Genomic DNA, 22,290 nt, shown 5'->3' with positions numbered 1-22,290 from the left:
AGCGGGCAGGGCGGGGTCGGTGCCGCCGGGCCCGACACGAGGCGCGCTTGCGCGCGCCTCGCCACGGCCCCTGCGGCACAGTCGTGCGCCGGGCGTCGTACGTATCCGGGGGTCCTTCGTGTCGGTCCTCGGAGCGGCCCGGGGTGGGCCCGCGCCCCGGGGTCCGGAGCACCTGCTGTACTCGGTATGACGTCGGGGCCGCCGTGGCGGTTCCCTCGACCGCGACCTTTCCGTCGCGAACAGGGTCCACGCGCATGCGTGTGCCCTGCGTCAGCCGAACCACCATGATCTATCCGTACGGCCGGTCGCGCAAACGCCTTTGACGCGGACCACTCCGGCGAACGTGTGTGGTGTTGGTCACACGTGTTGCTCACGCTGTGCCGACCCGCTGGGACGAACGGGTGGGGACGCGAGGTCCGTGCCGTCGATGCGCTGCGATGTCGGCCCGAATGGGCGACACTGGCCGGGTCGCTCGGCCACGATCGAGTGATCCGCGTCGGGGGGCCGCGGTCCGGGAGACGGAGGCGGATCGGAGGCTGGGCCATGCGCGCGCGACGGACGGCACGCGACACCGTGATCTGGGTGGTGGCCACCGCCGGCATCGTCGCGATGGTGCTCGGCCAGACGATCATCGGAGCGATCCTGCTGGCCTTCGCCGTGTGGCAGCTCGTGCTCGTCGCCCGCCGCGGCGGCGGCCTGTTCGTCGACCAGCGCGCCGCCGACCGCCCTGGCAAGCCCACCGTCAGCTGATCCGACATCGCCTCGGCGTGCCCCGCCGCGGCGGGCCCACGAGGATGACCGCATGCGCTGTGCGGTGATCGGGGGAACCGGCTACGTCGGGGTGCGCCTGGTGGGGCGTCTGCTCGCCGCGGGCCACGACGTCACCGTCCTCGTCCGCACTCCCGGCAAGCTCGCCGCCACCGGCTGGGCCGAGCGCGTCGACGTCGTCCCCGGCGACCTCGCCGACGCCGCGGCCGTGGCGACCCTGGTCGAGGGCGCCGACGCCGTCGTCCACCTCGCCCACGCCCTCGAGCACGAGGACTTCCCGGACCGCGACCGGGCGGCCGCCCGCGTGGTGGACGCGGCCGCGGCGGACGCCGGCGTGCGGCGCCTCGTCTACCTCGGGGGGTTGCGGCCGTCGTCGGCGACGACGTCGCGGCACCTCTCGTCGCGGGCCGAGGTGGCCGACGTCTTCCTGGACGGCCCGGTGCCCACCGCGGCGCTCGAGGCCTCGATCGTCGTCGGGTCGGGCTCGGCGAGCTTCGAGATGATCCGCTACCTCGCCGAGCGCGTGCCGGTGCTGCCCGCCGTGCCGTGGCTCGCCCACCGCACGCAGCCGGTCGCGATCGCCGACGTCCTGCACTACCTCGTCGGCGCGCTGGACCTCCCCGACGACGTGAACCGCCGCTTCGACGTCGGCGGCCCGGACGTCCTGAGCTACCTCGAGCTGATCCGGCGCTACCTGCGCCTGGCCGGGCTCCCGCAGAGCGCCGCCGTCCCGGTGCCCGTCCCCGTCCCTCCCGGCGGGCCCGCGCTGGCCGGCCGCGTCGTGGAGGCCCTCACACCGCTGTCGCGGCACCTCGTCACGCCGCTGATCGAGTCGCTGTCCGAGGACCTGGTCTGTGCCGAGGACGACGTGCTGACGCTCATCGGGCCGCCGCCCGGCGGGCGCACGACGTACGACGCGGCGGTGCGGGCGGCGCTGGGGCTGCGCCGCGCCGGCGGGCCCGACCTCGACGACCCCGCCCTCGCCTCGCCCGCCGACCCCGCGGGGTCCGGGGGCGCGGTGTACCGCTGGAGCACCGGGGAGCCCTGCCCCGCCGACGCGGACGTGCTCTGGTCGGTCGTCGACGGCATCGGCGGGGACACCGGCTGGTACGTCCCGCTCGGCGCCTGGACGCTGCGGGGCTGGGCCGACCAGCTGCTCGGCGGGGTCGGCGCCTACCGAGGGCGCCCGGAGGGCCGGCCGCTCGAGGTCGGCGACGTGGTCGACGGATGGTGCGTGGAGTCGGTCGCGTCCGGCACCGCGCTGCGCCTGCGCTCGGAGCTGCGCCAGCCCGGGACGACGACCCTGGAGCTCGCGGTCGACCCCGACGTCTCCGGCCACGGCTCACACCTGCGCCTCGCGGTGTGCTTCGCGGCCTCGGGCCTCGCCGGCGTGGCCTACGGCACCGCCCTGCGCGCCGCCGCCCCCGCCCTCTTCGGCGCCATGGCCCGGGGTATCACCGCGCGCGCCGCCTCCATGTGAGCAGTTGGCGCCCCTGCCGGGGCGCCAACTGCTCACGTACGGCCGTTCAGAGGAAGCGGTCGCGGGCGTCGCGGACGATGGCGGTGAGGTCGGTGTCGCCGTCGCCTGCTGAGCCCGCGGCGGCGCGCTGGCGCTCCGACCCGGTGCCCTCGGCGAGCAGGCGGGCGCAGCCGTCGGCGGCGCGGTCGCCGTCGCCGGCCTCGTCGAGCGCCTCGGCCACGTGCGCGCGCAGGGCGTCGAGGACGTCGCGGGCCGGCGCGGTGCCGCCGCCGCGGGGGTCGACGAGGTCGGCGGTCAGCCCCCAGCGCGCGGCGCGCCAGTGCGCCAGGCGCAGCGCCTCGATCGGGGCGGTGGGCAGCTCCTCGCCCCGCTGGTGCGCCCGGGCGGCGGTGGCCACGAGCGCGCGGGAGAGCACCGCGACCAGCACGGCGTCATCGACCTCGAGCGCCACGTCGGTCACGCGGACCTCGACCGTCCCGAGCGCCCGGGACAGGCGGGCGTCGAAGTAGACCATCGCCTCGTCGAGCACCGTGTCCGTCGCCAGCATGGCCTCGACCGCCGCGTCGTAGGCCGCGAGCGAGCCGAACACGCGCGTCGGGCCCGCCGACGGCCAGCGCGACCACACCACCGAGCGGTAGCTGGCATAGCCCGTGTCGCGGCCCTGCCAGCCCGGCGAGTTCGCCGCCAGCGCCCGCAGCACCGGCAGCCAGGGGCCGATCCGGTCGAGCACGCCGACGCCCTCCTCGGGCGAGGAGACCTCGACGTGGACGTGCTGCCCGCTCGTCAGCTGCGCGGTGGCGATCGGCCCGAAGCGCTCGGCGATCCGCCCGTAGCGGCCCTCGGTGTTGGCGGCCGAGGCGGCCTCGGTCTCCGGCGCGACCGGCGACGTCGCGAGACCGACGACGTCGACCCCGGACGCCCGCGCCGCGTCCCGGGCCTCGCGGCGCCGGCGGCGCAGGTCGGCGGCGAGGTCCTCGGCGGTGTGGTGCGGCGCCGTTGCGGTCTCGACCTGCTCGGTGCGCATCTCGCCGTCCAGGTCGCCGGACGCCTCGTCGCGCACGGCGCCCGACCGGCCCCGCGGCGCGCCGCTCCCGGGATCGACGAGCAGCAGCTCCTCCTCGGCCCCGAACGGGGGCAGGTCGCTCATCCCGCCATCCCACCGCACCGGTCCGCACGTCCTGCCCGGCGGGTCGGCAGCGCCTACGGTGATCTGTCGTGCCGGGAGACGCAGCAGAGCGGAGCTCGACCCCTCGACGCGGCGACGGCGACGGGTGGGTGGTCTGCGACGCCGGGCACCGCCACTGGGGCCGCTTCGGCGCGGCGGGGCTGCTGCTGCGCCACGGCGGGCGGGTCCTGCTCGCACACCGCGTCTGGTGGAGCCACCACGGCGAGACCTGGGGCATCCCCGGCGGCGCGCGCAACAGCGACGAGACCGCGCGCCAGGCGGCGCTGCGCGAGGCCGTCGAGGAGACCGGCGTCGACCCGTCCCGGGTCCGCCTGACCGACGAGACCGTCGACGACCACGGCGGCTGGTCCTACGTGACCGTCCACGGCCGCCTCGAGACCGCCGAGGCCCCCGCCCTGGAACCGACCGACGGCGAGGCCACCGAGCTGCGCTGGACGCCGGTGGACGAGGTGGGTGACCTCCCGCTCCATCCGGGGTTCGCCCAGTTCTGGGCCAGTGACGACGCCGTCGACCGCCTACCGTGAGGGCATGTCTCCGGATCCTAGCGACTTCCTGGCCGTCGACGCCGACCTGAGCGCCGAGGAGCGCGACATCCGCGACGCGGTCCGCGACTACGCGGCCGCGGAGCTCGAGCCGCGCATCGCCGAGTGGTACGAGTCGAACACCCTGCCGCGCGACATCGCCAAGGGCCTGGGCTCGCTCGGCCTGCTGGGGATGCACCTCGAGGGCTACGGGTGCGCGGGGACCAACGCGACGAGCTACGGGCTGGCCTGTCGCGAGCTCGAGGCCGTCGACTCCGGGCTGCGGAGCTTCGTGTCGGTGCAGGGCTCGCTCGCCATGTACGCGCTGCACCGGTGGGGCTCCGAGGAGCACAAGCAGCGCTGGCTGCCGTCGATGGCCACGGGCGACGCGCTGGGCTGCTTCGGCCTCACCGAACCCGATGCGGGCTCGGACCCGGGCTCGATGCGCACGCGGGCCCGCCGGGACGGGGACGACTGGGTGCTCGACGGCACCAAGATGTGGATCACCAACGGCACGCTCGCCGACGTCGCGGTGGTCTGGGCACAGACCGACCCGGACGCCGGCTCGAAGGGCATCCGCGGGTTCGTGGTGCCCTCCGACACGCCGGGCTTCACCGCGAACGAGGTCAAGCACAAGCTCTCGCTGCGCGCGTCGCTGACCGCCGAGCTGGTGCTCGAGGGCGTGCGCCTGCCCGCGGACGCGGTGTTCCCCGAGGTCACCGGGCTGAAGGGTCCGTTGAGCTGCCTCAACGAGGCCCGCTACGGGATCCTCTGGGGCGCGGTCGGGGCCGCCCGGGCCTGCTACGAGTCCGCGCTGTCCTACGCGATCGACCGCGAGCAGTTCGGGCAGCCCATCGCCGGGTTCCAGCTGACCCAGCGCAAGCTCGCCGACATGGTCGTCGCGGTGAACCAGGCCGGGCTGACGGCCTCGCGGATCGGGCGGCTCAAGGACACCGAGCAGCTCCACCCGTCGCAGGTCAGCTTCGGGAAGATGGCGAACGTGCGCGCCGCGCTGGACGTCGCCCGCAGCGCCCGCACGGTGCTCGGCGGCAACGGGATCACCCTCGAGTACCCGGTGTTCCGGCACATGACGAACCTCGAGACCGTGCTGACCTACGAGGGCACCGAGGAGATGCACGCGCTCTCGATCGGCCAGGCGGTCACGGGGATCGCGGCGTTCCGGTAGGCGTCCTCAGCGCGGGGGTGCGCACTCCACGCGGTTGCGGCCCCCGTGCTTCGCGGCGTACAGCGCGGTGTCGGCGCTGACCATCAGCCCGTCGACGTCGCGGGAGGCCTGCGGGAACGTCGCGGTGCCGATGGAGGCCGTCAGGCCCGTGACGGTGCCGCCGCCGAGGGTGGGGGCGACGGTCACCTCGCACTCGCTGATGCTGCGGCGCAGGCGCTCGGCGATCCGCCCGACCTCCTCGGGCCCGGCCTCGGCGAGCAGCACCACGAACTCCTCGCCGCCGAAGCGCCCCACCGCGTCGTAGGGCCGGACCTCCGAGCGCAGGGTGTCCGCCACGGCGCGCAGGACGGCGTCGCCGACGAGGTGCCCGTGCCGGTCGTTGATCGCCTTGAAGGCGTCGATGTCGACCATGATCACGCCGAGCTCGCCGCCGCGGCGTCGCAGGCGGGCGAGCTCGCGGTCGGCCTGGTCGCGCCACGCGGTGGCGTTGGCGAGGCCGGTCTTGGGGTCGGTGCGCGCCGCGCGGGCGAACTGCTGGATGAGGAAGCCCCGGTGCATCCCCATCACGGGGACGAGCAGGACCGGCAGCAGCCACGGCGTCGTCAGCGCGACGACGGCCAGCGCGGCGCCGAGCGCGAGCGCGCCGAGCCCGATCAGCGTGTCGGTGGGGGAGCCGAGCCGCTTCCACCACGGCGTCCCGGGGGCGCTCAGGCAGATCATGAACACGACGAGGCCGTGGTTGACGACCCAGCGGGTCAGTCCGGCGGCCACGAGCACCAGCAGCCCGACGGGGCCGGCCACCTTGACCAGCAGGCCACCGGGCATCAGCTCCAGGACGGCCCAGGCCGCCACCGACGCGATGAGCACCGTCGCGGCCGAGTACGTCCACCGGTGCACGACGGGACGCTGGCTGACCCGCAGCCACCAGTAGGCGAACGTCACCACGACGAGCGCCAGCGCGAGGCCCAGGGGGAGCAGGAGCAGCCCCGCGAAGCTCCAGACGGACTTCAGCTCGATGTAGGGCTGGCCGTCGGCGACGATCTCGCGGCGCCGTTCGATGCCGCGCGCCGTCTCGACGTGGACGACGAGCCCGAGGACGAGCAGGCCGAGCGTGCGCCAGTCGGCGGCGCCGACGGGCTCGAGCCCGGCGACGGCCACCGAGAGCACCACGGCGATCAGGTCGACGAGCAGGACGGCGACGACGACCCGGCGCGGGGCCTGCCAGAGGCTCCACCGCCGCGGGTCGGCACGGCGGAGGTCGAAACGGCGGTAGGGGGGCTCGGCCGGCGAGGCGGTGACGTCGGACACGGGGCCCGTCGCCGCCGACTCGCGACGCCGACTGGGACGAACGGGGCGCACGGGGCGGTCCCCGTCGGCCGAGGCGGCCACCGCCGTCACCGGGCGTACGGGGTGGTCGGGCGGGGTTGCTCCGGGCGCGGGAGCAAGCCCGGAACCGGGCTCTCCTGGAGCCCGCCAGGGCTCGCGCGCCGTCACGATGTGTGACCTCCTCCAGGCCCCGTCGGGACCGCACCGGGCGGCTCCCGTGTGCGGAACACGGTACCGACGGTCTGTGGATCTCGGCAGCAGGCGTCACCCATTGGGAAGAGATCACCCCGTTGGTTGACGCCCAGTCGCCGTCTGGTCACGCACAGCTCCATTGATGAGCATCAAGGGGCGGATGCGCCGCGGACCGGCGCCGGATGTGACAGTTCGGTCGCTCTCCGTCAATGCGGAGGGTGGTCGCACGGCGCCCGGCGTCGCGGCGCGGTCCATCACACGGAGTGTGCGATGGGCCACGTCCGTGTCGCCGGGTCCCACCCGTCCCGCGCGACGTTCCTGATGATCACGAAAGGAGCCCTCCGTGGCCGACTCGAACTGGCACCGCGACTCGAACTGGCACGTCGCGGACTCGAACTGGCACCGCGACTCGAACTGGCACGTCGCGGACTCGAACTGGCACCGGGACTCCAACTGGCACTTCGCCGACTCGAACTGGCACTGATCGGCCGCGCCGTCGCCGGGTGGGGGAGCGACGGCAGCCGATCGCCCCGCACGTCGCGGAACGAACGGCGCTCTCGCTGCTTCGGTGGCAGCGAGAGCGCCGTTCGTGCGGGCGCGGCGCCGTTCGGTCGGGCGGGCGTCACGGGGCGCGGGCCCGGGACCACGCGACCGCGCACGCGAGGGCGACGAGCACCCCGGCGGCCCCGGCCACGGCCACGGCGGGCGCCGGGCCGGTGATCTCGGCGAGCAGGCCGGCCAGGAGCACCCCGAGGCCCTGGGTGACGCGCAGGGCCGTGACGGCGAGCCCGAACGCCTGGCCGCGATGGGCGTCGGGCACCGCGGCGACGAACGCGGCGTTCGCCGGCACCTGGTAGGCGCAGAAGAGCCCCGACAGCACCCACAGCGCGATGACCCCGGCGAGCGGCGGGTCCAGCGCCGAGGCGACCAGGGGCACGCACGAGGCCACCGCGAGGGGGCCGAGGAGTCGGGCGCGGGCGTGCGGCGGGACGAGGCGGGCGAGCAGCACGATCCCCAGCGCGGCGCCCAGCGGGTTGGCCGCGAGGAGCAGGCCGACCGCGACGGGCCCGCCGCCGAGCGCCGCGGCGTAGGGCGCCGCGAGCCCTTCGATCGTCACGACGAACGCCGAGACGCAGGCGAGGGCGACGAGGGCGCGCAGGCGCCGGTCGCCCGCGACGATCCGTGCGCCGGAGCGCAGCCGGGCGTGCTCGTGGGACCCGCCGGTCGCCCGTTGCTCGACGACCCCGTACCGCAGGATCAGCGCGGAGACGACGAACGTCGCCGCGTCGGCCAGCAGGGCGGTCGGCACCCCGACGGCCGCCACGAGCGGGCCGCCCAGGGCGAAGCCGAGCACCTGCCCGCTCTGGTAGGTCGTCCCCGAGATCGCCGACGCCACGACGTAGCGCTCCCCGTGCAGGACGTGCGGCAGGATCGCCGCGCGGGCGGCCGCGAAGGGAGCGGCGAGCAGCTGGCCCGCGACGACCAGCAGGCAGAGCGCCCAGAACGGCATCCCCGGCACGGCCATGAGCGCGAGCAGGCCCGCGCGCAGGAGGTCGGTGACCACCATCGTCGCCCGCCGCGGCGCCCGGTCGGCGATGCCGGAGAGCAGCGGGCCGGCGACGAGGTCGGGCAGGAACGTCAGCGCGTAGGTCAGCGCGGTGAGCCCGGCGGACGCGGTCTCGGTGAACACGAGCACCGCGAGGGCCACGCGGGCGACCTGGTCGCCGAGGACCGAGAGCAGCTGCGCGAGCCAGAGGGCGCGGAACTGGGCGTCGGCGAGGACGTCACGGAACCGGGCACCGTCCGTGTGTGGACGGTCATCCTCGGTCACGGTGGGACGACTCTACGGATCTCGGGCCCGACACGCCCGGAATCCGGTGACACTGGCGCCACAAGAGCATCACGGTGCACACTGCGTCCCGGTTGCGATCAGTTCGATCTCTGCCCGCTCGCGAGGACGTTGGGGAAGGCGCTTCTCGTCGAGTCGGAGGTCAGCAGTGAGCACCCGTGGCGTGATCTACGTCCACTCGTCGCCGTCTGCGGTCGGCCCGCACGTCGAGTGGGCGATCTCGAGCGTCCTCGACGCTCGTGTCGTGCTGGACTGGACCGCGCAGGACGCGGCTCCGGGGTCGGTGCGTGCCGAGGTGTCGTGGGACGGACCCGTCGGCACCGCGGCCCGGTTGGCGACCGCGCTGCGGGCCTGGGGCATGGTCCGCTTCGAGGTCACCGAGGACCCGTCGCCCGGCACCGACGGCGAGCGCTTCAGCCACGTCCCCGGGCTCGGCCTGTGGCACGGGCGCACCAGCGCCAACGGCGACATCGTGCTCGGCGAGGACCAGGTCCGTGCCGCCCTGGCCGGGGCGTCGACCCGCGAGTCGCTGACCCGCCGCCTGGACGACCTGCTGGGTACCCGCTGGGACGCCGCCCTCGAGGAGTTCCGCTTCGCCGGCGACGGCGCCGCGCCGGTGCGCCTGCACCAGGTCGGCTGATCACCGCGCCCTCGCGGTCCGTGCCGCGCTGAGGCGTCGACGGGAGGGCTGGCAGGCTGGACGGCATGCTCGGGCGGTTCCGTGACGGCGCGCTGGCCGATCGGCTGCGCCCCGGGATCGTCCTGCCGATCGTGCTCGCCGTCGCCCTGGTCCTGCTCGTCGTCGCCGGCGCCCTGCTCGGGGCGCGGGCCGCCGCCGTGGGGCGGTCGGCGATCGGCGACACGGGCCCGGTGCTCGTCGGCGCCGACCTCCCGGGCGACGGGTCGGCGGGGCCGGCCGCCGTGTCGCTGTCCGCCGCGGCCGCGGCGCACCCGGAGTCGGGCGCCGTGCGCGACCTCCTCCAGCGCTGGACCGACGCGCGCAACGCCGGCGACCTGACCGCCTACAAGGCGGCCCTCGTGCCCGACGCGCGCGTCGACCCGGCGACGTTCGCCGCCACCGCCCGCACCCAGCGGGTCGGGTCGGTGGTCATCCGGCGCATCGACCCCGTGGCGGGCGGCGAGCTCGTCGTGCCGCTCGGGTACGTCACGACGCAGGACCCGGCCGTCGCGCCGCCGGACGTGCGCGTGCCGCGCCTGTGCTGGCAGGTCAGCGCCGTCGTCGAGACCGGCGGCGGCGCGCCGCGGCTGGTCGACCCGCGGCCGGGCAGCCAGCTGCGCACGCCCTGTTGAACCAGGACGTGCGCAGCCGAGCTGGCGGCTTGCCTGACGGTGAACGTCAGCGTGGACGCCAGGCTTGCACTCAGGCGAGCGTTCAGGCCGGGGTGAAGGCCAGGCAGACGTTGTGCCCGCCGAAGCCGAAGGAGTCGCTGATCGCGGCGTCCAGCGACGTCTTGCGGGCCTCGCTGGCGACGACGTCGAGGGTGACGTCGGGGTCGAGGTCCTCGAGGTTCGCGGTCGGCGGGATGAGGCCCTCGCGCACCGAGAGGATCGTCGAGATCGCCTCGACGGCCCCGGCCGCGCCGAGGAGGTGACCCAGCGAGCCCTTGGGTGCGGTGAGCACCGGGTGGTCGCCGATCGCCTTCTTCACCGCCACGGTCTCGGCCACGTCGCCCACGCTGGTCGCGGTGGCGTGGCAGTTCACGTGACCCACGTCGGACGGTTCGAGGCCTGCCGTGCGCAGGGCGGCCGCGATGGCGCGGGACTGGCCCGTGCCCTCGGGGTCGGGCGCGGTGATGTGGTACGCGTCGGCGCTGGTGCCGATGCCCGCGAGTCGCCCGTGCACCGTGGCGCCGCGCGCCGTCGCGAACTCCTCGCGCTCCATCACGACCATGCCCGCGCCCTCGCCGAGCACGAAGCCGTTGCGGCCGGTGTCGAACGGGCGCGAGGCGCGCTCGGGCTCGTCGTTCCGCAGGGCCATCGTGCGGGCCTGGCTGAAGCCGGCGAGGGTGATCGGGTGGATGCAGGCCTCGGTGCCGCCGGCGACGACGACGTCGACCTCGTTCGCCTGCAGCATCCGCCAGCCCCAGGCGATGGCCTCGGCGCCCGAGGCGCAGGCCGACACCGGGGCGTGCACGCCCGCGGCGGCGCCGAACTCGAGCCCGACGTGCGCGGCCGGGCCGTTGGGCATGAGCATCGGGATGGTCAGCACGGCGACCTTGCGCAGGCCCTGCTGCTCCAGGATGTCGTCCTGGCCGAGCAGGGTCAGCGCCCCGCCGATGCCGGTGCCGATGATGACGGCGAGCCGCAGGGCGTCGACCTTGGGCGAGCCGTCCTGGGTCGACGGGTAGTCGCCGAGGTCGGCGTGCTGCCAGGCCTCGCGCGCCGCGATGACCGCGGTCTGCTCGCTGCGATCGAGGCGGCGGGCCTCGACGCGCTTGATGATCTCGGTCGGCTCCGTGGCGAGCTGCGCCGCGATCTTGACGGGCAGCTCGTAGGTGTCGACCCAGTCTTCCTCGATCTTGGACGCACCGCTGCGACCGGCCAGGAGGCCGTCCCAGGTGGTCGCCACGTCGCCGCCGAGCGGGGTCGTCGCGCCCATTCCGGTGACGACGACCCCCTGGCCGGTGCTGCTCACGGAGTCGCCCCTCAGGAGTGGTTGGAGATGTAGTCGACGGCGTCCTGGACGGTGGTGAGCTTCGCGAGCTCGTCGTCCGGGATCTTGACGCCGAACTTGTCCTCGGCCTGCACGGCGATCTCGACCATCGACAGCGAGTCGATGTCGAGGTCGTCGACGAACGACTTCTCGGAGGTCACCTCCGCGGCGTCGACGCCGGCCACCTCCTCCACGATGCTCGCGAGGTCGGGCAGGATCTCTTCGTTGGTCGCCACGGGCGTCCTTTCTGGTGCGGGTACTTCGGGCCGTGCCCGGGTGGTGGGCACCGTAGGGCAGATCAGGGCGGCGCGGTGACAGGCAGGAGGATCACGGCAGGACCACGACCTGCGCGGCGTACGACAGGCCGGCGCCGAAGCCGACGATCAGGGCGACGTCGCCGGACTTCACCCGCCCGGCCCCGCGCATGTGGTCGATGGCCAGCGGGATCGACGCCGACGAGGTGTTGCCGGAGTGCTGGATGTCGTCGGCGACGCGCAGGTCGTCGCGGCCACCGACCTGGCGCAGGCGCTTGGCGATCGCCTCGACGATGCGCAGGTTCGCCTGGTGGGGCACCAGCACGTCGATGTCGGAGGGCTTCAGCCCGGCCGCCTCGACGGCGCGCAGGGCCACCGGCGCGATCTTCGTGGTGGCCCAGCGGAAGACCGCCTGGCCCTCCTGGCGCAGCGCGTCGGTCTCGTCGATGTGGATGCTCGACACGAGGTCGCCGGCCGCGCCCCAGACCACGGGGCCGACCCCGACCTCGTCGTCGCTCGCCGCCGGGCCGAGCACGGCCGCGCCCGCGCCGTCGGCGAAGATGATGCAGGTCGAGCGGTCCTGCATGTCGAGCCAGTCGGAGAGCTTCTCCGAGCCGATCACGAGCACGTGCTCCGCCGTGCCGGACCGGATCATGTCGCCGGCCAGCCCCGTGCCGTAGCAGAAGCCCGCGCAGGCGGTGTTGACGTCGAACGCGCCGATGCCGTTGACGCCGATGCGGTCGGCGGTCTGGGCGGCGGCGTTCGGGATCGGCTTGGGCATCGTGCAGGTGGCGACGATGACGGCGTCGAGGTCGGTCGGCGCCAGACCGGCGTCGGCGAGGGCCTTCGACCCGGCGTCGACGCCCATCGAGACGACCGAGTCCTTCTCGGACCCGAAGCGGCGCTCGACGATGCCGACGCGGCTCTGGATCCACTCGTCGTTGGTCTCGACGATCTTCTCGAGGTCGTGGTTGGTCACCACGCGGTCGGGCTGCATGCTGCCGAGCCCGAGGATGCGGGCACCCGGCCTCTGGGTGGCGAGCTGGAGCTTCACGCGGCCTCCCCGCGGAGCATCGTGACGGCCTTCTCGAGGTCGTCAGGGGTGTTGATGTTTCCGACCGGCGTCCCCTTGATCTGACGCTTCACCATCCCGGTGAGCGTGCCGGCCGGGGTCAGCTCGACGGCGGCGTCGAGGCCCCGCTCGGCCATCGTGTCCATGCACGCGTCCCAGCGCACCGAGCGCGTCACCTGGGCGACGAGACGGTCGAGGAACTCCGACCCGCTGGTGACGACCGCGCCGTCGGCGTTCTGCAGCAGCGGGTGCGACGGGTCCGCGGGCGCGAGCTCGTCACGGTGCTCGCCGACCCACGACGCCAGCGCCTTCTCGGCGGGCTCCATGAAGCGGGTGTGGAAGGCGCCGGCGACCGAGAGCGGCCGCACGCGGGCGCCCTCGGGCGGGTTCGCGACGAGCTCGTCGACGGCGTCCTTGCGGCCGGCGGCGACCACCTGGCCCGAGCCGTTGCGGTTGGCGGGCTCGAGGTCGAGCTCGGCGAGGCGGGCGAGCACGGCCTCGGCGTCGCCGCCGAGGACTGCCGCCATGGTGGTCGGCTCGGCGGCGCACGCCGCGGCCATCTCGCGTCCGCGGACGGCGGCGAGCGCCACGGCCTGCTCGGCGTCGATGACCTCGGCGATCGCGGCGGCGGCCAGCTCACCGACGGAGTGGCCGGCGACCACCGCGTCGTCGGGGACGGTGACCTCGAGGCGCAGCTGGTCCCACGCCAGCAGCGCGGACGCGACGAGCAGCGGCTGGGTCACCGCGGTGTCCTCGATCGCCGCGGCGTCGGCGTCGGTGCCGAGGTGGACGAGGTCGAGCCCGGCGGCGTCCGAGAACGCCTCGAGCCGCCCGCGGGCCTCGGGGCGGTCGAGCCACGGGGCGAGCATGCCGGGCTTCTGGGCGCCCTGGCCGGGAGCGAGGATCGCGATCACGTGCTCACCTCATCACGGCCCCACGTCGGGCCGAAGGCGTCGGGGCGACGAACTCGCGTCCGCCGTGGTTGTCGAGTTCCCACAATGCCGCGCGTCACACACCGGGGGAAGGTGATCCGGCCGGACGGCGTCGTCGCTGGTGAGGCCCTCACCGGGCGTGTCCGTCAGGGTTCAGACGATCCAGACCCATGGCCAGTCGGAGCACCAGCGCGCCACGCGCGTCGCCGGGGTGCTGCCCCGTGAGTTCGGCCACCCGCCGCAGCCGGTAGCGCACGGTGTTGGGGTGGACGAACAGCCGGCGGGCCGCGGCCTCGAGCACGCCGGCGGCGTCGAGGTAGCTCTCCACGGTCGTCTCGAGGTCGCCCGCGCCGCGCAGCGGGCCGGCGACCTCGCGGCGCAGCTGCTCCACGGCTCCGGCGTCGCCGTCGAGCACGCGCTCGGGCAGCAGGTCGTCGGCCGCGACGGGCCGGGGTGCGCCGGGCCAGGCCCGCACCGCGCGGTGGCCGGCGAGCGCCGCGGTCGCGCTGCGGTGGGCCGCGGTCAGGCCGGACACGGTCGGCCCGTGCACCACCGCGCCCGGGCCGAACGACGCCGACAGGTCCGCGAGCGGGGCGCCCGGCCCCGCGATCATGACGAGCTTCGCGCCGTGGGTGCCGAGCAGCACCGTCGCCCCGGCCCGGTGCGCGGCCCGTCGCACCGCGTGCAGCGGCTCGGGGGGCTCCTCGGCGGGCGGCTCGCCGACCACCACCGTCGCCTCCGCCCCCGGGTCCCACCCGAGGGCCGACGCCCGCGACAGCAGTGTCTCCTCGGCCTCGCCGCGCACCACCGCGTCGACGACGAGCGCCTCGAGCCGGGCGTCCCACGCGCCGCGGGCCTCGGCGGCGCTGGCGTAGACCGTGGCCGCCGAGAACGCCACCTCGCGCCCGAAGCGCAGGATCGCCTGCACGAGCGCGGCCTCCTCCCGCTCGTCGGCCCCGAACGGCGGGATTCGCTCCTCGAACACCTCGATGGCGATGCGCACCAGCTCGACGGTCTGGCGCAGCGTGACGCGGCGGGCCAGGTCGATCGGCGCGGTGCGGAAGGCCTCGGCGGTCAGCCGCGGGGTGGCGTCGGGGTCGCGGAGCCACGCGACGAAGTTGGCCGCGCCGGTCTGGGCGACGACGAGGACCCCGGAGCGCTGCTCGGCGGTGAGTCGGGAGAACCACGCCAGGCGCTCGGCCATCGCGGTCACGCTCGCCGCGGCGAGATCGCCCGAGGCCTTCTCCAGGCGGCGCAGGGTGGTCGCCCGGACCGCCGCGCGGGCGCGGCGGCTCGCCGCGGTGCTCATGGACGGGGGGAGGCGGAGCACAGCGGAGGCCGGGCCATTCCGGGAGCATGGCACGGATGCCGAGCGTGCGACGTCTCCCGCGGGCCGACCGGTCCGCCAGCTCCGGCGGCGGCGTGCTCTCGCGCCACGGCCTGTCGTTCGGGGCGCACTACGACCCCGAGCGCACCTCGTTCGGCGCCCTCGTCGCGCACAACGACGACGTCCTCGACGCGGGCGTCGCCTACGGCGCCCACGAGCACCGCGACGTCGAGATCCTGGCGTGGGTGCTGGACGGGACGATGATCCACACCGGGCCGGACGGGGCGGAGACGCCGGTTCCGGCGGGGACCCTGCAGCACCTCGTGGCCGGCACCGGCTGGCACCACGACGAGCGCGCTTCCGCTGACGGACCAGTGCACCTGCTCCAGCTCTGGGTGACGCCGGCGCTCGACGACCCGCCGGCGGGGGAGCCGTCGCTGACCCACCACCGCCCGGACCTCGCCGAGGGCCCGTTCACGCTCGGGCTCCGTCGCCCCGGGGTGACGGTGACACTGGTGCGGGTCGGGGCGGGGTCGCGGTTCACGCTCGCCGACGGGGCGTTCCGGCACGTGCACGTGGCCCGGGGCTCGCTGGCCGACGTCCCCGCCGGCGACAGCCTGGAGATCGCGGGCACGGGGGTATGGCGCACCGACGCCGGCCCCGAGGGCGCCGAGCTCGTCGTCGTCACCACCGCCTGATTCCCGGCGCCCCGGCGTCCCGGCGGGGTGTGGGCCGGCGGGGTGGTGGGAGCGAGGGTCACCTTCGCTGCGTGGGGTGCAGCGAGGGACGCCTTCGCTCCCCGCGGGGCTGCGGGGTCGCGGGGGCGGCAATGGACCGAGGGGCGCCCTGGCTGCGTGGGGTGCAGCGAGGGACGCCCTCGCTCCCCACCCCACGACGCGTCCGCACCGCCCGACGCGCCGGCCACCCGGCCCCGGACACACGACGGGGGCGGCGCGTCTCCCGACGCACCGCCCCCGTTTTCGAGAGGTAACTCCGCTGAATGCTTACAGCGGCGTGACCTGAACGGCCTGCAGGCCCTTCTGGCCCTGCTCGACGTCGAACGAGACGCGCTGACCCTCGTCCAGGGTGCGGAAGCCGCGAGCCTGGATGGCCGAGTAGTGGACGAACACGTCAGCGCCACCACCGTCGGGAGCGAGGAAGCCGAAGCCCTTCTCGCTGTTGAACCACTTGACGGTGCCTTCTGCCATTCCTGCTCCTCATACCGATGTCCCGAGGCGTCGATCAGCCCCGGCCTTCAGATCCGCCGCTGGAGCCCGAGGCTCCGTACGTCGGAGTCGCGCCGTCGGACCGCTCGAGGACGACCGGCGACGTGACGCCGACAGCCTATCCGGAAGGACGGGGTCGCCCACCAGCCCCGACGGCGATCCCGCGACGAACGGTCACGACACGATCACAGCAGTGATCACACGAGCCTCACCGGTGATCACGCGACCCCCGAGTCCGAGGTCTGCGGACCAGCGGCCTGCGGGTCGTCGACCTGGTACTGCTCGGCGGCCCGGACGACCGTGTCCTGCCCGACCTCGCCGCGGCGGGCGAGCGCGGACAGGACCCCGACGACGATGTTCTCGGCGTCGACGCCGAAGTGGCGGCGCACCGCGGGGCGGGTGTCCGAGAGGCCGAAGCCGTCGGTGCCCAGCACGGTGTAGTCGCCGGGGACCCACTTGCGGATGAGGTCGGGGACGGCCTTCATCCAGTCCGACACCGCCACCACCGGCCCGGCCGCGTCCGCGAGGGCCTCGGTGACGTACGGGGTGCGCGGGTCCTCGCCGGGGTGGGCGTGGTTGAACTCGTCGCACGCGGTGCCGTCGCGGCGCAGCTCGCCCCACGACGTCGCCGACCACACGTCGGCCTGCACGCCCCACTCCTGCGCGAGCATCTCCTGCGCCTGCAGCGCCCACGGCATGGCGACGCCGGAGGCGAGGATCTGCGCCCGCGGGCCCGGGCCGCCGGAGGCCTGGGCGTAGCGGTAGAGCCCGCGCAGCAGGCCGTCGACGTCGAGGCCCTCGGGCTCGGCCGGCTGCTGGTACGGCTCGTTGTAGACCGTCAGGTAGTAGGAGACGTTCGGGTCCCGGTGCGGATCGGGCTCGCCGTACATCCGCGCCAGGCCGTCGCGCACGATGTGCCCGATCTCGAAGGCGTACGACGGGTCGTAGGCGACGATGCCCGGGTTGGTCGCCGCGAGCAGGTGCGAGTGCCCGTCGTTGTGCTGCAGGCCCTCGCCGACCAGCGTCGTGCGGCCCGCGGTGGCGCCGAGGTAGAAGCCGCGCGCCATCTGGTCGGCGGCCGCCCAGATGCCGTCGCCGGTGCGCTGGAACCCGAACATCGAGTAGAAGATGTAGATCGGGATCATCGGCTCGCCGTGGGTGGCGTACGACGTCCCCACCGCGGTGAACGAGGCGACGGAGCCGGCCTCGTTGATGCCCTCGTGCAGCAGCTGGCCCGCCTCGGACTCGCGGTAGGCGAGCAGCTGGTCGTGGTCCACCGAGGTGTAGAGCTGGCCCTGCGGGTTGTAGATCTTCAGGTTGGAGAAGAACGAGTCCATCCCGAAGGTCCGCGCCTCGTCCGGGATGATCGGGACGACGCGCTTGCCGATCTCGGCGTCGCGGGTGAGCTCCTTGACCAGGCGGACGAACGCCATCGTCGTGGCGATCTCCTGCTTGCCCGAGCCGCGCTTGACGACGTCGTAGACCTTGTCGCCGGGCAGCACCAGCGGCTTGGCGTGCGTCCGGCGCTCGGGCAGCGGGCCGCCGAGCTGGCGGCGCCGGTCGAGCATGTACTCGATCTCCGGGGCGTCGGCGCCCGGGTGGTAGTACGGCGGCAGGTAGGGGTCGCGCTCGAGCTCGGCGTCGCTGATCGGCACGCGGACCTCGTCGCGGAACGTCTTGAGGTCCTGCAGCGTCAGCTTCTTCATCTGGTGGGTCGCGTTGCGGCCCTCGAACGTCGGGCCGAGCGTGTAGCCCTTGATCGACTTGGCGAGGATGACCGTCGGGCGGCCCTGGTGCTCCATCGCCGCCTGGTAGGCCGCGTAGACCTTGCGGTAGTCGTGGGCGCCGCGCTTGAGGTTCCAGACGTCGTCGTCGCTCATGTCCTTGACGAGGTCCTTGGTGCGCGGGTCGCGCCCGAAGAAGTGCTCGCGGACGTAGGCGCCGTCGTTGGCCTTGTAGGTCTGGAAGTCGCCGTCCGGCGTGGTGTTCATCAGGTTGATCAGGGCGCCGTCGCGGTCGGCGTGGAGCAGGCGGTCCCACTCGCGGCCCCAGATGACCTTGACGACGTTCCAGCCGGCGCCGCGGAAGAACGACTCCAGCTCCTGGATGACCTTGCCGTTGCCGTGCACCGGGCCGTCGAGGCGCTGCAGGTTGCAGTTGATGACGAAGGTCAGGTTGTCGAGGCCCTCGGCCGCGGCGACGTGGATCGCCCCGCGCGACTCCGGCTCGTCCATCTCGCCGTCGCCGAGGAACGCCCAGGTGTGCTGCTGGGACGTGTCCTTCATGCCGCGGTTGTGCAGGTAGCGGTCGAAGCGCGCCTGGAAGATCGCGTTGATCGGGCCGAGGCCCATCGACACCGTCGGGTGCTCCCAGAACCACGGCATCAGCCGCGGGTGCGGGTACGACGGCAGGCCGCCGCCCGGGCCGGCGTGCGAGAGCTCCTGACGGAACCCGTCGAGGTGCTGCGCGCCGAGGCGGCCCTCGAGGAACGCGCGGGCGTAGATGCCGGGGGAGGCGTGGCCCTGGATGTAGACGTGGTCGCCGCCGCCGGGGTGGTCCTTCCCGCGGAAGAACCAGTTGAAGCCGACCTCGTACAGGGAGGCCGCGGAGGCGTAGGTCGAGATGTGCCCGCCGACGCCGACCCCGGGTCGCTGCGCGCGGTGCACCATCGTCGCGGCGTTCCAGCGGATCCAGGCGCGGTAGCGGCGCTCGGTGTCCTCGTCGCCGGGGAACCAGGGCTCCTGGTCGGTGGGGATGGTGTTGACGTAGTCGGTCGAGTACAGCGGCGGCACCGACACGCGCCGCTCCCGGGCCCGCTGGAGCAGCTGCAGCATGATGTAGCGGGCGCGCTGCTCGCCCTGCCCCTCGAGCATCGCGTCGAACGACTCGATCCACTCGGCGGTCTCGTCCGGATCGATGTCGGGCAGGTGCGACGACAGGCCGTCGCGGATGATGTGGACCCGACCGTCGGCGTTCCCGGTGTTCGCGGAGCCCTTCTGGGTGGTCACGGATCGTTCTCCCTGTCGCTCGTGGTCGACGGCTCCGGGCCGGGTCCGGATCGCGGGCCTCCGGCCTGTTCTCGTCATCGATTCTGCCCGGTCGGCCGGGGCGTCGCCGCCCCGCCGGACGTGGTGCCGTCGTGGTGCTCGTGGACCATCGTCGCCCGGTGTGTCCCTCCCGTCACGCGTACCGACGGGTAGCCGCGGCGGCTGTTGGGGAGGGCTCCGCGCGGGTACGTCCCTCCGCGTGGCTGGTTGCGCCAGGTACGGCGGGCGTGTTCGCTAAGCGCTTCGGACGGGTGACGTGCGCCTCTGTGGGCGCCATCAGTGAAGGGGGAGACGGCGTGGTCGCGGCCACGGGAGATTCGGACAAGTCCGATCTCGCCGGCAAGCTCGGCATCGAGCCGGGAATCATCGTGCAGGAGCTGGGCTGGGATTCCGACGTCGACGAGGAGGTCCGCAGCGCCGTCGAGGACCGCGCCGGCGAGGACATGCTCGACGAGGACGCCCAGGAGGTCGTCGACGTCGTCCTGCTGTGGTGGCGCGACGGGGACGGCGATCTCGTCGACACCCTCGTGGACGCCCGGTCCCCGCTGACCGACGAGGGCGTCATCTGGGTCCTCACCCCCAAGACCGGCACCGACGGCCACGTCGAGCCCTCCGAGATCGCCGAGGCCGCCCCCACCGCGGGGCTCTCGCAGACCTCGAACGTCAGCCTCTCCGAGGGCTGGGTCGGCACCCGCCTCGTCCCGCCGAAGGCCTCCGCCCAGCGACGCCGCTGACCTGGGCTCCTCGCTACGCTGGACGGGTTTCGGGCACCCGGACGGACAAGGAGACAGGTCCACATGACCGTCGAGGTGGGCTCGCAGGCCCCCGACTTCACGCTCAAGAACCAGGACGGCCAGGAGGTCTCGCTGGCCGACTTCCGCGGCGACAAGGCCGTCCTGCTCGTGTTCTACCCGTTCGCCTTCTCCGGGATCTGCACCGGCGAGCTCTGCTCGGTGCGCGACGACCTCTCGGCGTTCGAGAACGACGACGTCCAGGTGCTGGGGTGCTCGACCGACACCACCTGGTCGCTCAAGGCGTGGGCGAACCAGGAGGGCTACACCTTCCCCCTCCTCTCGGACTTCTGGCCTCACGGCGCCACCGCCGAGAGCTACGGCGTCTTCTCCTCCGACCTCGGCTTCGCCTTCCGCGGCACGTTCCTGATCGACTCCGGCGGCGTGGTGCGCTTCGCGGAGCACAACGGCCCCGGCGACGCCCGCGACCAGCAGGGCTGGCGCGACGCGGTGAAGCAGCTGTCCTGAATCTCGCTCGCTCCCGGAGCGGACCTGCTGTTCGCTAGGGGGTGCCGGGCGCGTAGCTCAGCGGAAGAGCAACGGCCTTACAAGCCGTCGGTCGCAGGTTCGAATCCTGCCGCGCCCACGCAGGTCAGAGGCTTATAAGCCTCTCGCACGTGGAGTCCGTGTCATCAAACGTGGTGCGAGCACGCGCTACGGTCGCACCATGACGGCCTCCTCGGCTCCGACGCGACGTCGCCGCGGGACGATCCAGAAGCTGCCCAGCGGGTCGCTGAGGGTGCGGGTGTACGCCGGCTACGACTCGGTGACCAAGCAGCGCCACTACCTCACCGAGGTCGTCCCTGCCGGTCCGAGAGCGGCCGCACACGCTGAAAAGGTACGGACCCGCCTGGCCGCAGAGGTCGACGCGGGCCGCCAGCCGCGAACCTCAGCGACCGTCGGTCAGCTGATGGAGGCCTACCTGGAGGTCGCCCGCGTCGAGCCCTCCACGCGTCAGGGCTACGAGGGCCTCGTCCGCAACCACATCATCCCGCTGCTCGGCGACCAGCAGGTCGGCCGCGTCCGTGGCGAGGCCCTCGACTCGTTCTACGCCGAGCTCCGGCGGTGCCGGGTGCACTGCCGGCGCGGCCGAACCTCGGTCGATCACCGAACCCAGGTCGAGCACCGGTGCGACGAGCGCTGTCGTCCGCACCGGTGCCGCCCGCTGGGCGAGGGCACCATCCGCCACGCCCACAATCTCCTCAACGGAGCCTTCGCCCTGGCCGTACGGTGGGATTGGGTCGGGAGCAATCCGGTAGCCAAGGCGGTAGCGCCGACTGTGCCGGCGCCGAATCCGGAGCCTCCTACAGCCTCGCAAGCGGCTCGCATCGTGTCGGAGGCGTCGAAGGACCCGATCTGGGGCCTGTTCGTCTGGCTGGCGATGACCACCGGCGCACGGCGCGGGGAGCTCTGCGCGCTCCGTTGGAACCGCATCGACTTTAGTACGGGCGTGGTGACGATCAGATCGAGCATCGCCGAGGTCGGCGGTCGGTCGTGGGAGAAGGGCACCAAGACTCACCAGCAGCGCCGCATCGTCCTCGACCCGCAGACTCTCGCTCTTCTCCGCGCCTTTCTCGTGCACACCGCCGAGCAAGCGGCCGCACTCGAGATCACCCTGCCCGAGGACGGGTTCGTCTTCTCACCCGACCCCGACGGGTCTAGCTGGCCCAAGCCCGGCACGGCGACCCAGCGCTACTCCCGGATGTGCGCGCGCCTCGGCTACGCCATGCACCTCCACCAGCTCCGTCACTACTCGGCGACCGAGCTCATCAGCGGCGGCGTCGACATCCGCACAGTGGCAGGGCGGTTGGGACATGGGGGAGGTGGAGTAACGACTCTCCGCGTCTACAGCGCGTGGGTCGCCGAGGCCGACCAACGAGCGTCGAGCTCGTTGGCGGCGCGTATGCCCGACCTCCCGAATCCGGCGCTCGGGGACGGCGCCAGGGCGCTCGGCATCTCGGCGTTACCGGTGCCGCCTGAGGACGCGCCGGTCGATCCCTACAGGAAGATCGCGGTTGACCTCGAGGGGGCGATTCGCTGTGGGGTTCTCAGGCCGGGCGATGCACTTCCAACAATCAAGGACCTTGCCGCCCAGTACCGGGTCGCTTTCAGCACAGCGCACCGAGCTGTCGCTCTCCTCGCCGAGCGAGGACAGGTCGTGGTTCCCCGTGGCCGGCGTGCCGAGGTGGCTCCGCTCAACTGAGCACCGCCTCCGGAAACCGGGCGACCAAGTGCTCGGCAGCGCTCTACCTGGTGCTCGAGGTCCCCTGAGGGCGCCCCCTGCCTTTGCCGACCGCTCCTGAACCCTGCAGGTTATGCCACGTGCTGTGTCACGTGAGTGGGTGATGGCGCTAGCTGAAGCTCCCCACTCCTGCTAGATCAACTTCCCCAGGTCGTACGGCGGTTCCGGCGTGGTGTCGGGGCCGGGTGAGGGTCTGCCGCTGGGCTCGCGGGTGAGT

Annotated in this window: 21 protein-coding genes and 1 tRNA gene; 12 read left to right on the top strand and 10 right to left on the bottom strand. The window is 73.8% G+C overall.

The window, feature by feature from the left end; genetic code table 11:
* Positions 1-582 precede the first annotated feature (582 nt).
* Both ACR9E3_RS19870 and ACR9E3_RS19865 read left to right on the top strand, forming a co-directional pair.
* The gene (locus tag ACR9E3_RS19870) at positions 583-750 is read left to right on the top strand and encodes a hypothetical protein (protein ID WP_460382248.1); all 168 of its coding nucleotides are present in this window, start codon (positions 583-585) and stop codon (positions 748-750) included.
* Between the two features lie 52 nt (positions 751-802).
* Positions 803-2,248 carry a DUF2867 domain-containing protein gene (locus ACR9E3_RS19865; protein WP_460382247.1) on the top strand — a complete coding sequence of 482 codons (1,446 nt, stop codon included), beginning with the start codon at positions 803-805 and terminating at the stop codon, positions 2,246-2,248.
* Between the two features lie 46 nt (positions 2,249-2,294).
* Here the strand turns inward: ACR9E3_RS19865 and ACR9E3_RS19860 are convergent, their stop codons facing one another.
* A complete protein-coding gene (locus tag ACR9E3_RS19860; RefSeq protein ID WP_460382246.1) occupies positions 2,295-3,395 on the bottom strand; it encodes a carboxylate-amine ligase in 1,101 nt (366 codons plus the stop codon).
* Positions 3,396-3,463: 68 nt separating this feature from the next.
* On the opposite strand from ACR9E3_RS19860, the gene ACR9E3_RS19855 reads away from it, so the two are divergent.
* The gene (locus ACR9E3_RS19855) at positions 3,464-3,958 is read left to right on the top strand and encodes an NUDIX domain-containing protein (protein ID WP_460382245.1); all 495 of its coding nucleotides are present in this window, start codon (positions 3,464-3,466) and stop codon (positions 3,956-3,958) included.
* Positions 3,959-3,962: 4 nt separating this feature from the next.
* Positions 3,963-5,141 carry an acyl-CoA dehydrogenase family protein gene (locus ACR9E3_RS19850; protein WP_460382244.1) on the top strand — a complete coding sequence of 393 codons (1,179 nt, stop codon included), beginning with the start codon at positions 3,963-3,965 and terminating at the stop codon, positions 5,139-5,141.
* A gap of 6 nt (positions 5,142-5,147) precedes the next feature.
* Here the strand turns inward: ACR9E3_RS19850 and ACR9E3_RS19845 are convergent, their stop codons facing one another.
* Positions 5,148-6,449 carry a GGDEF domain-containing protein gene (locus ACR9E3_RS19845; RefSeq protein ID WP_460382243.1) on the bottom strand — a complete coding sequence of 434 codons (1,302 nt, stop codon included), beginning with the start codon at positions 6,447-6,449 and terminating at the stop codon, positions 5,148-5,150.
* 553 nt (positions 6,450-7,002) lie between these two features.
* On the opposite strand from ACR9E3_RS19845, the gene ACR9E3_RS19840 reads away from it, so the two are divergent.
* Positions 7,003-7,143 carry a hypothetical protein gene (locus tag ACR9E3_RS19840; protein WP_460382242.1) on the top strand — a complete coding sequence of 47 codons (141 nt, stop codon included), beginning with the start codon at positions 7,003-7,005 and terminating at the stop codon, positions 7,141-7,143.
* Positions 7,144-7,281: 138 nt separating this feature from the next.
* Here the strand turns inward: ACR9E3_RS19840 and ACR9E3_RS19835 are convergent, their stop codons facing one another.
* A complete protein-coding gene (locus ACR9E3_RS19835) occupies positions 7,282-8,490 on the bottom strand; it encodes an MFS transporter (RefSeq protein ID WP_460382241.1) in 1,209 nt (402 codons plus the stop codon).
* Positions 8,491-8,656: 166 nt separating this feature from the next.
* Here ACR9E3_RS19835 and ACR9E3_RS19830 point away from each other — a divergent pair, with 166 nt between their 5' ends.
* The gene (locus ACR9E3_RS19830; protein ID WP_460382240.1) at positions 8,657-9,148 is read left to right on the top strand and encodes a DUF3145 domain-containing protein; all 492 of its coding nucleotides are present in this window, start codon (positions 8,657-8,659) and stop codon (positions 9,146-9,148) included.
* 65 nt (positions 9,149-9,213) lie between these two features.
* Positions 9,214-9,819: a hypothetical protein gene (locus tag ACR9E3_RS19825; protein ID WP_460382239.1), complete on the top strand. Its 606-nt coding sequence runs from the start codon at positions 9,214-9,216 to the stop codon at positions 9,817-9,819.
* Positions 9,820-9,901: 82 nt separating this feature from the next.
* Here the strand turns inward: ACR9E3_RS19825 and ACR9E3_RS19820 are convergent, their stop codons facing one another.
* From ACR9E3_RS19820 to ACR9E3_RS19800, 5 genes are all read right to left on the bottom strand, one after another.
* Positions 9,902-11,164, bottom strand: coding sequence for a beta-ketoacyl-[acyl-carrier-protein] synthase family protein (locus ACR9E3_RS19820; RefSeq protein ID WP_460382238.1), 1,263 nt, complete (start codon positions 11,162-11,164; stop codon positions 9,902-9,904).
* Between the two features lie 11 nt (positions 11,165-11,175).
* Positions 11,176-11,418 (bottom strand): acyl carrier protein, encoded by a 243-nt coding sequence (locus ACR9E3_RS19815; RefSeq protein WP_116710334.1) that lies wholly within the window; start codon positions 11,416-11,418, stop codon positions 11,176-11,178.
* Between the two features lie 91 nt (positions 11,419-11,509).
* Positions 11,510-12,490 (bottom strand): beta-ketoacyl-ACP synthase III, encoded by a 981-nt coding sequence (locus ACR9E3_RS19810; protein ID WP_460382237.1) that lies wholly within the window; start codon positions 12,488-12,490, stop codon positions 11,510-11,512.
* Positions 12,487-13,422 carry an ACP S-malonyltransferase gene (locus ACR9E3_RS19805; RefSeq protein ID WP_460382236.1) on the bottom strand — a complete coding sequence of 312 codons (936 nt, stop codon included), beginning with the start codon at positions 13,420-13,422 and terminating at the stop codon, positions 12,487-12,489. Before ACR9E3_RS19805 ends, ACR9E3_RS19810 begins: the two co-directional genes overlap by 4 nt.
* 148 nt (positions 13,423-13,570) lie before the next feature.
* Positions 13,571-14,749, bottom strand: a complete 1,179-nt coding sequence (locus ACR9E3_RS19800; protein ID WP_460382235.1) for a PucR family transcriptional regulator — start codon at positions 14,747-14,749, stop codon at positions 13,571-13,573.
* Between the two features lie 56 nt (positions 14,750-14,805).
* Here ACR9E3_RS19800 and ACR9E3_RS19795 point away from each other — a divergent pair, with 56 nt between their 5' ends.
* Positions 14,806-15,465 carry a pirin family protein gene (locus ACR9E3_RS19795; RefSeq protein WP_460382234.1) on the top strand — a complete coding sequence of 220 codons (660 nt, stop codon included), beginning with the start codon at positions 14,806-14,808 and terminating at the stop codon, positions 15,463-15,465.
* A 306-nt stretch (positions 15,466-15,771) separates the two neighbouring features.
* Here ACR9E3_RS19795 and ACR9E3_RS19790 read toward each other — a convergent pair whose 3' ends face one another.
* Positions 15,772-15,975, bottom strand: coding sequence for a cold-shock protein (locus tag ACR9E3_RS19790; protein WP_116710338.1), 204 nt, complete (start codon positions 15,973-15,975; stop codon positions 15,772-15,774).
* Between the two features lie 236 nt (positions 15,976-16,211).
* Entirely contained in the window at positions 16,212-19,001 is a 2,790-nt protein-coding gene (gene aceE / locus ACR9E3_RS19785; protein ID WP_460382233.1) for a pyruvate dehydrogenase (acetyl-transferring), homodimeric type, read from the bottom strand.
* A 335-nt stretch (positions 19,002-19,336) separates the two neighbouring features.
* On the opposite strand from aceE, the gene ACR9E3_RS19780 reads away from it, so the two are divergent.
* The 4 genes from ACR9E3_RS19780 to ACR9E3_RS19765 all read left to right on the top strand — a co-directional run bounded on the left by ACR9E3_RS19780 (position 19,337) and on the right by ACR9E3_RS19765 (position 22,034).
* Positions 19,337-19,774 carry a DUF3052 domain-containing protein gene (locus ACR9E3_RS19780; protein ID WP_285658774.1) on the top strand — a complete coding sequence of 146 codons (438 nt, stop codon included), beginning with the start codon at positions 19,337-19,339 and terminating at the stop codon, positions 19,772-19,774.
* A gap of 63 nt (positions 19,775-19,837) precedes the next feature.
* The gene (locus ACR9E3_RS19775; RefSeq protein ID WP_460382232.1) at positions 19,838-20,299 is read left to right on the top strand and encodes a peroxiredoxin; all 462 of its coding nucleotides are present in this window, start codon (positions 19,838-19,840) and stop codon (positions 20,297-20,299) included.
* Between the two features lie 46 nt (positions 20,300-20,345).
* Positions 20,346-20,417 (top strand) — tRNA-Val (locus tag ACR9E3_RS19770).
* 81 nt (positions 20,418-20,498) lie between these two features.
* Positions 20,499-22,034 carry a tyrosine-type recombinase/integrase gene (locus tag ACR9E3_RS19765; protein WP_460382231.1) on the top strand — a complete coding sequence of 512 codons (1,536 nt, stop codon included), beginning with the start codon at positions 20,499-20,501 and terminating at the stop codon, positions 22,032-22,034.
* Positions 22,035-22,290 lie beyond the last annotated feature (256 nt).

It is taken from the genome of Actinomycetospora sp. C-140, from assembly GCF_054796175.1.
The sequence above is the reverse complement of the archived record's forward strand: the minus strand, read 5'-3'. Positions and strand labels throughout refer to the sequence as shown.

Bases quoted from the DNA above. Each gene is read 5' to 3' on its own strand.
- ACR9E3_RS19865 (WP_460382247.1), top strand. From the start codon at position 803: ATGCGCTGTGCGGTGATCGGGGGAACCGGCTACGTCGGGGTGCGCCTG.
- ACR9E3_RS19860 (WP_460382246.1), bottom strand. From the start codon at position 3,395: ATGAGCGACCTGCCCCCGTTCGGGGCCGAGGAGGAGCTGCTGCTCGTC.
- ACR9E3_RS19850 (WP_460382244.1), top strand. From the start codon at position 3,963: ATGTCTCCGGATCCTAGCGACTTCCTGGCCGTCGACGCCGACCTGAGC.
- ACR9E3_RS19825 (WP_460382239.1), top strand. From the start codon at position 9,214: ATGCTCGGGCGGTTCCGTGACGGCGCGCTGGCCGATCGGCTGCGCCCC.
- ACR9E3_RS19800 (WP_460382235.1), bottom strand. From the start codon at position 14,749: ATGAGCACCGCGGCGAGCCGCCGCGCCCGCGCGGCGGTCCGGGCGACC.
- ACR9E3_RS19795 (WP_460382234.1), top strand. From the start codon at position 14,806: ATGCCGAGCGTGCGACGTCTCCCGCGGGCCGACCGGTCCGCCAGCTCC.
- ACR9E3_RS19790 (WP_116710338.1), bottom strand. From the start codon at position 15,975: ATGGCAGAAGGCACCGTCAAGTGGTTCAACAGCGAGAAGGGCTTCGGC.
- ACR9E3_RS19775 (WP_460382232.1), top strand. From the start codon at position 19,838: ATGACCGTCGAGGTGGGCTCGCAGGCCCCCGACTTCACGCTCAAGAAC.
- ACR9E3_RS19765 (WP_460382231.1), top strand. From the start codon at position 20,499: ATGACGGCCTCCTCGGCTCCGACGCGACGTCGCCGCGGGACGATCCAG.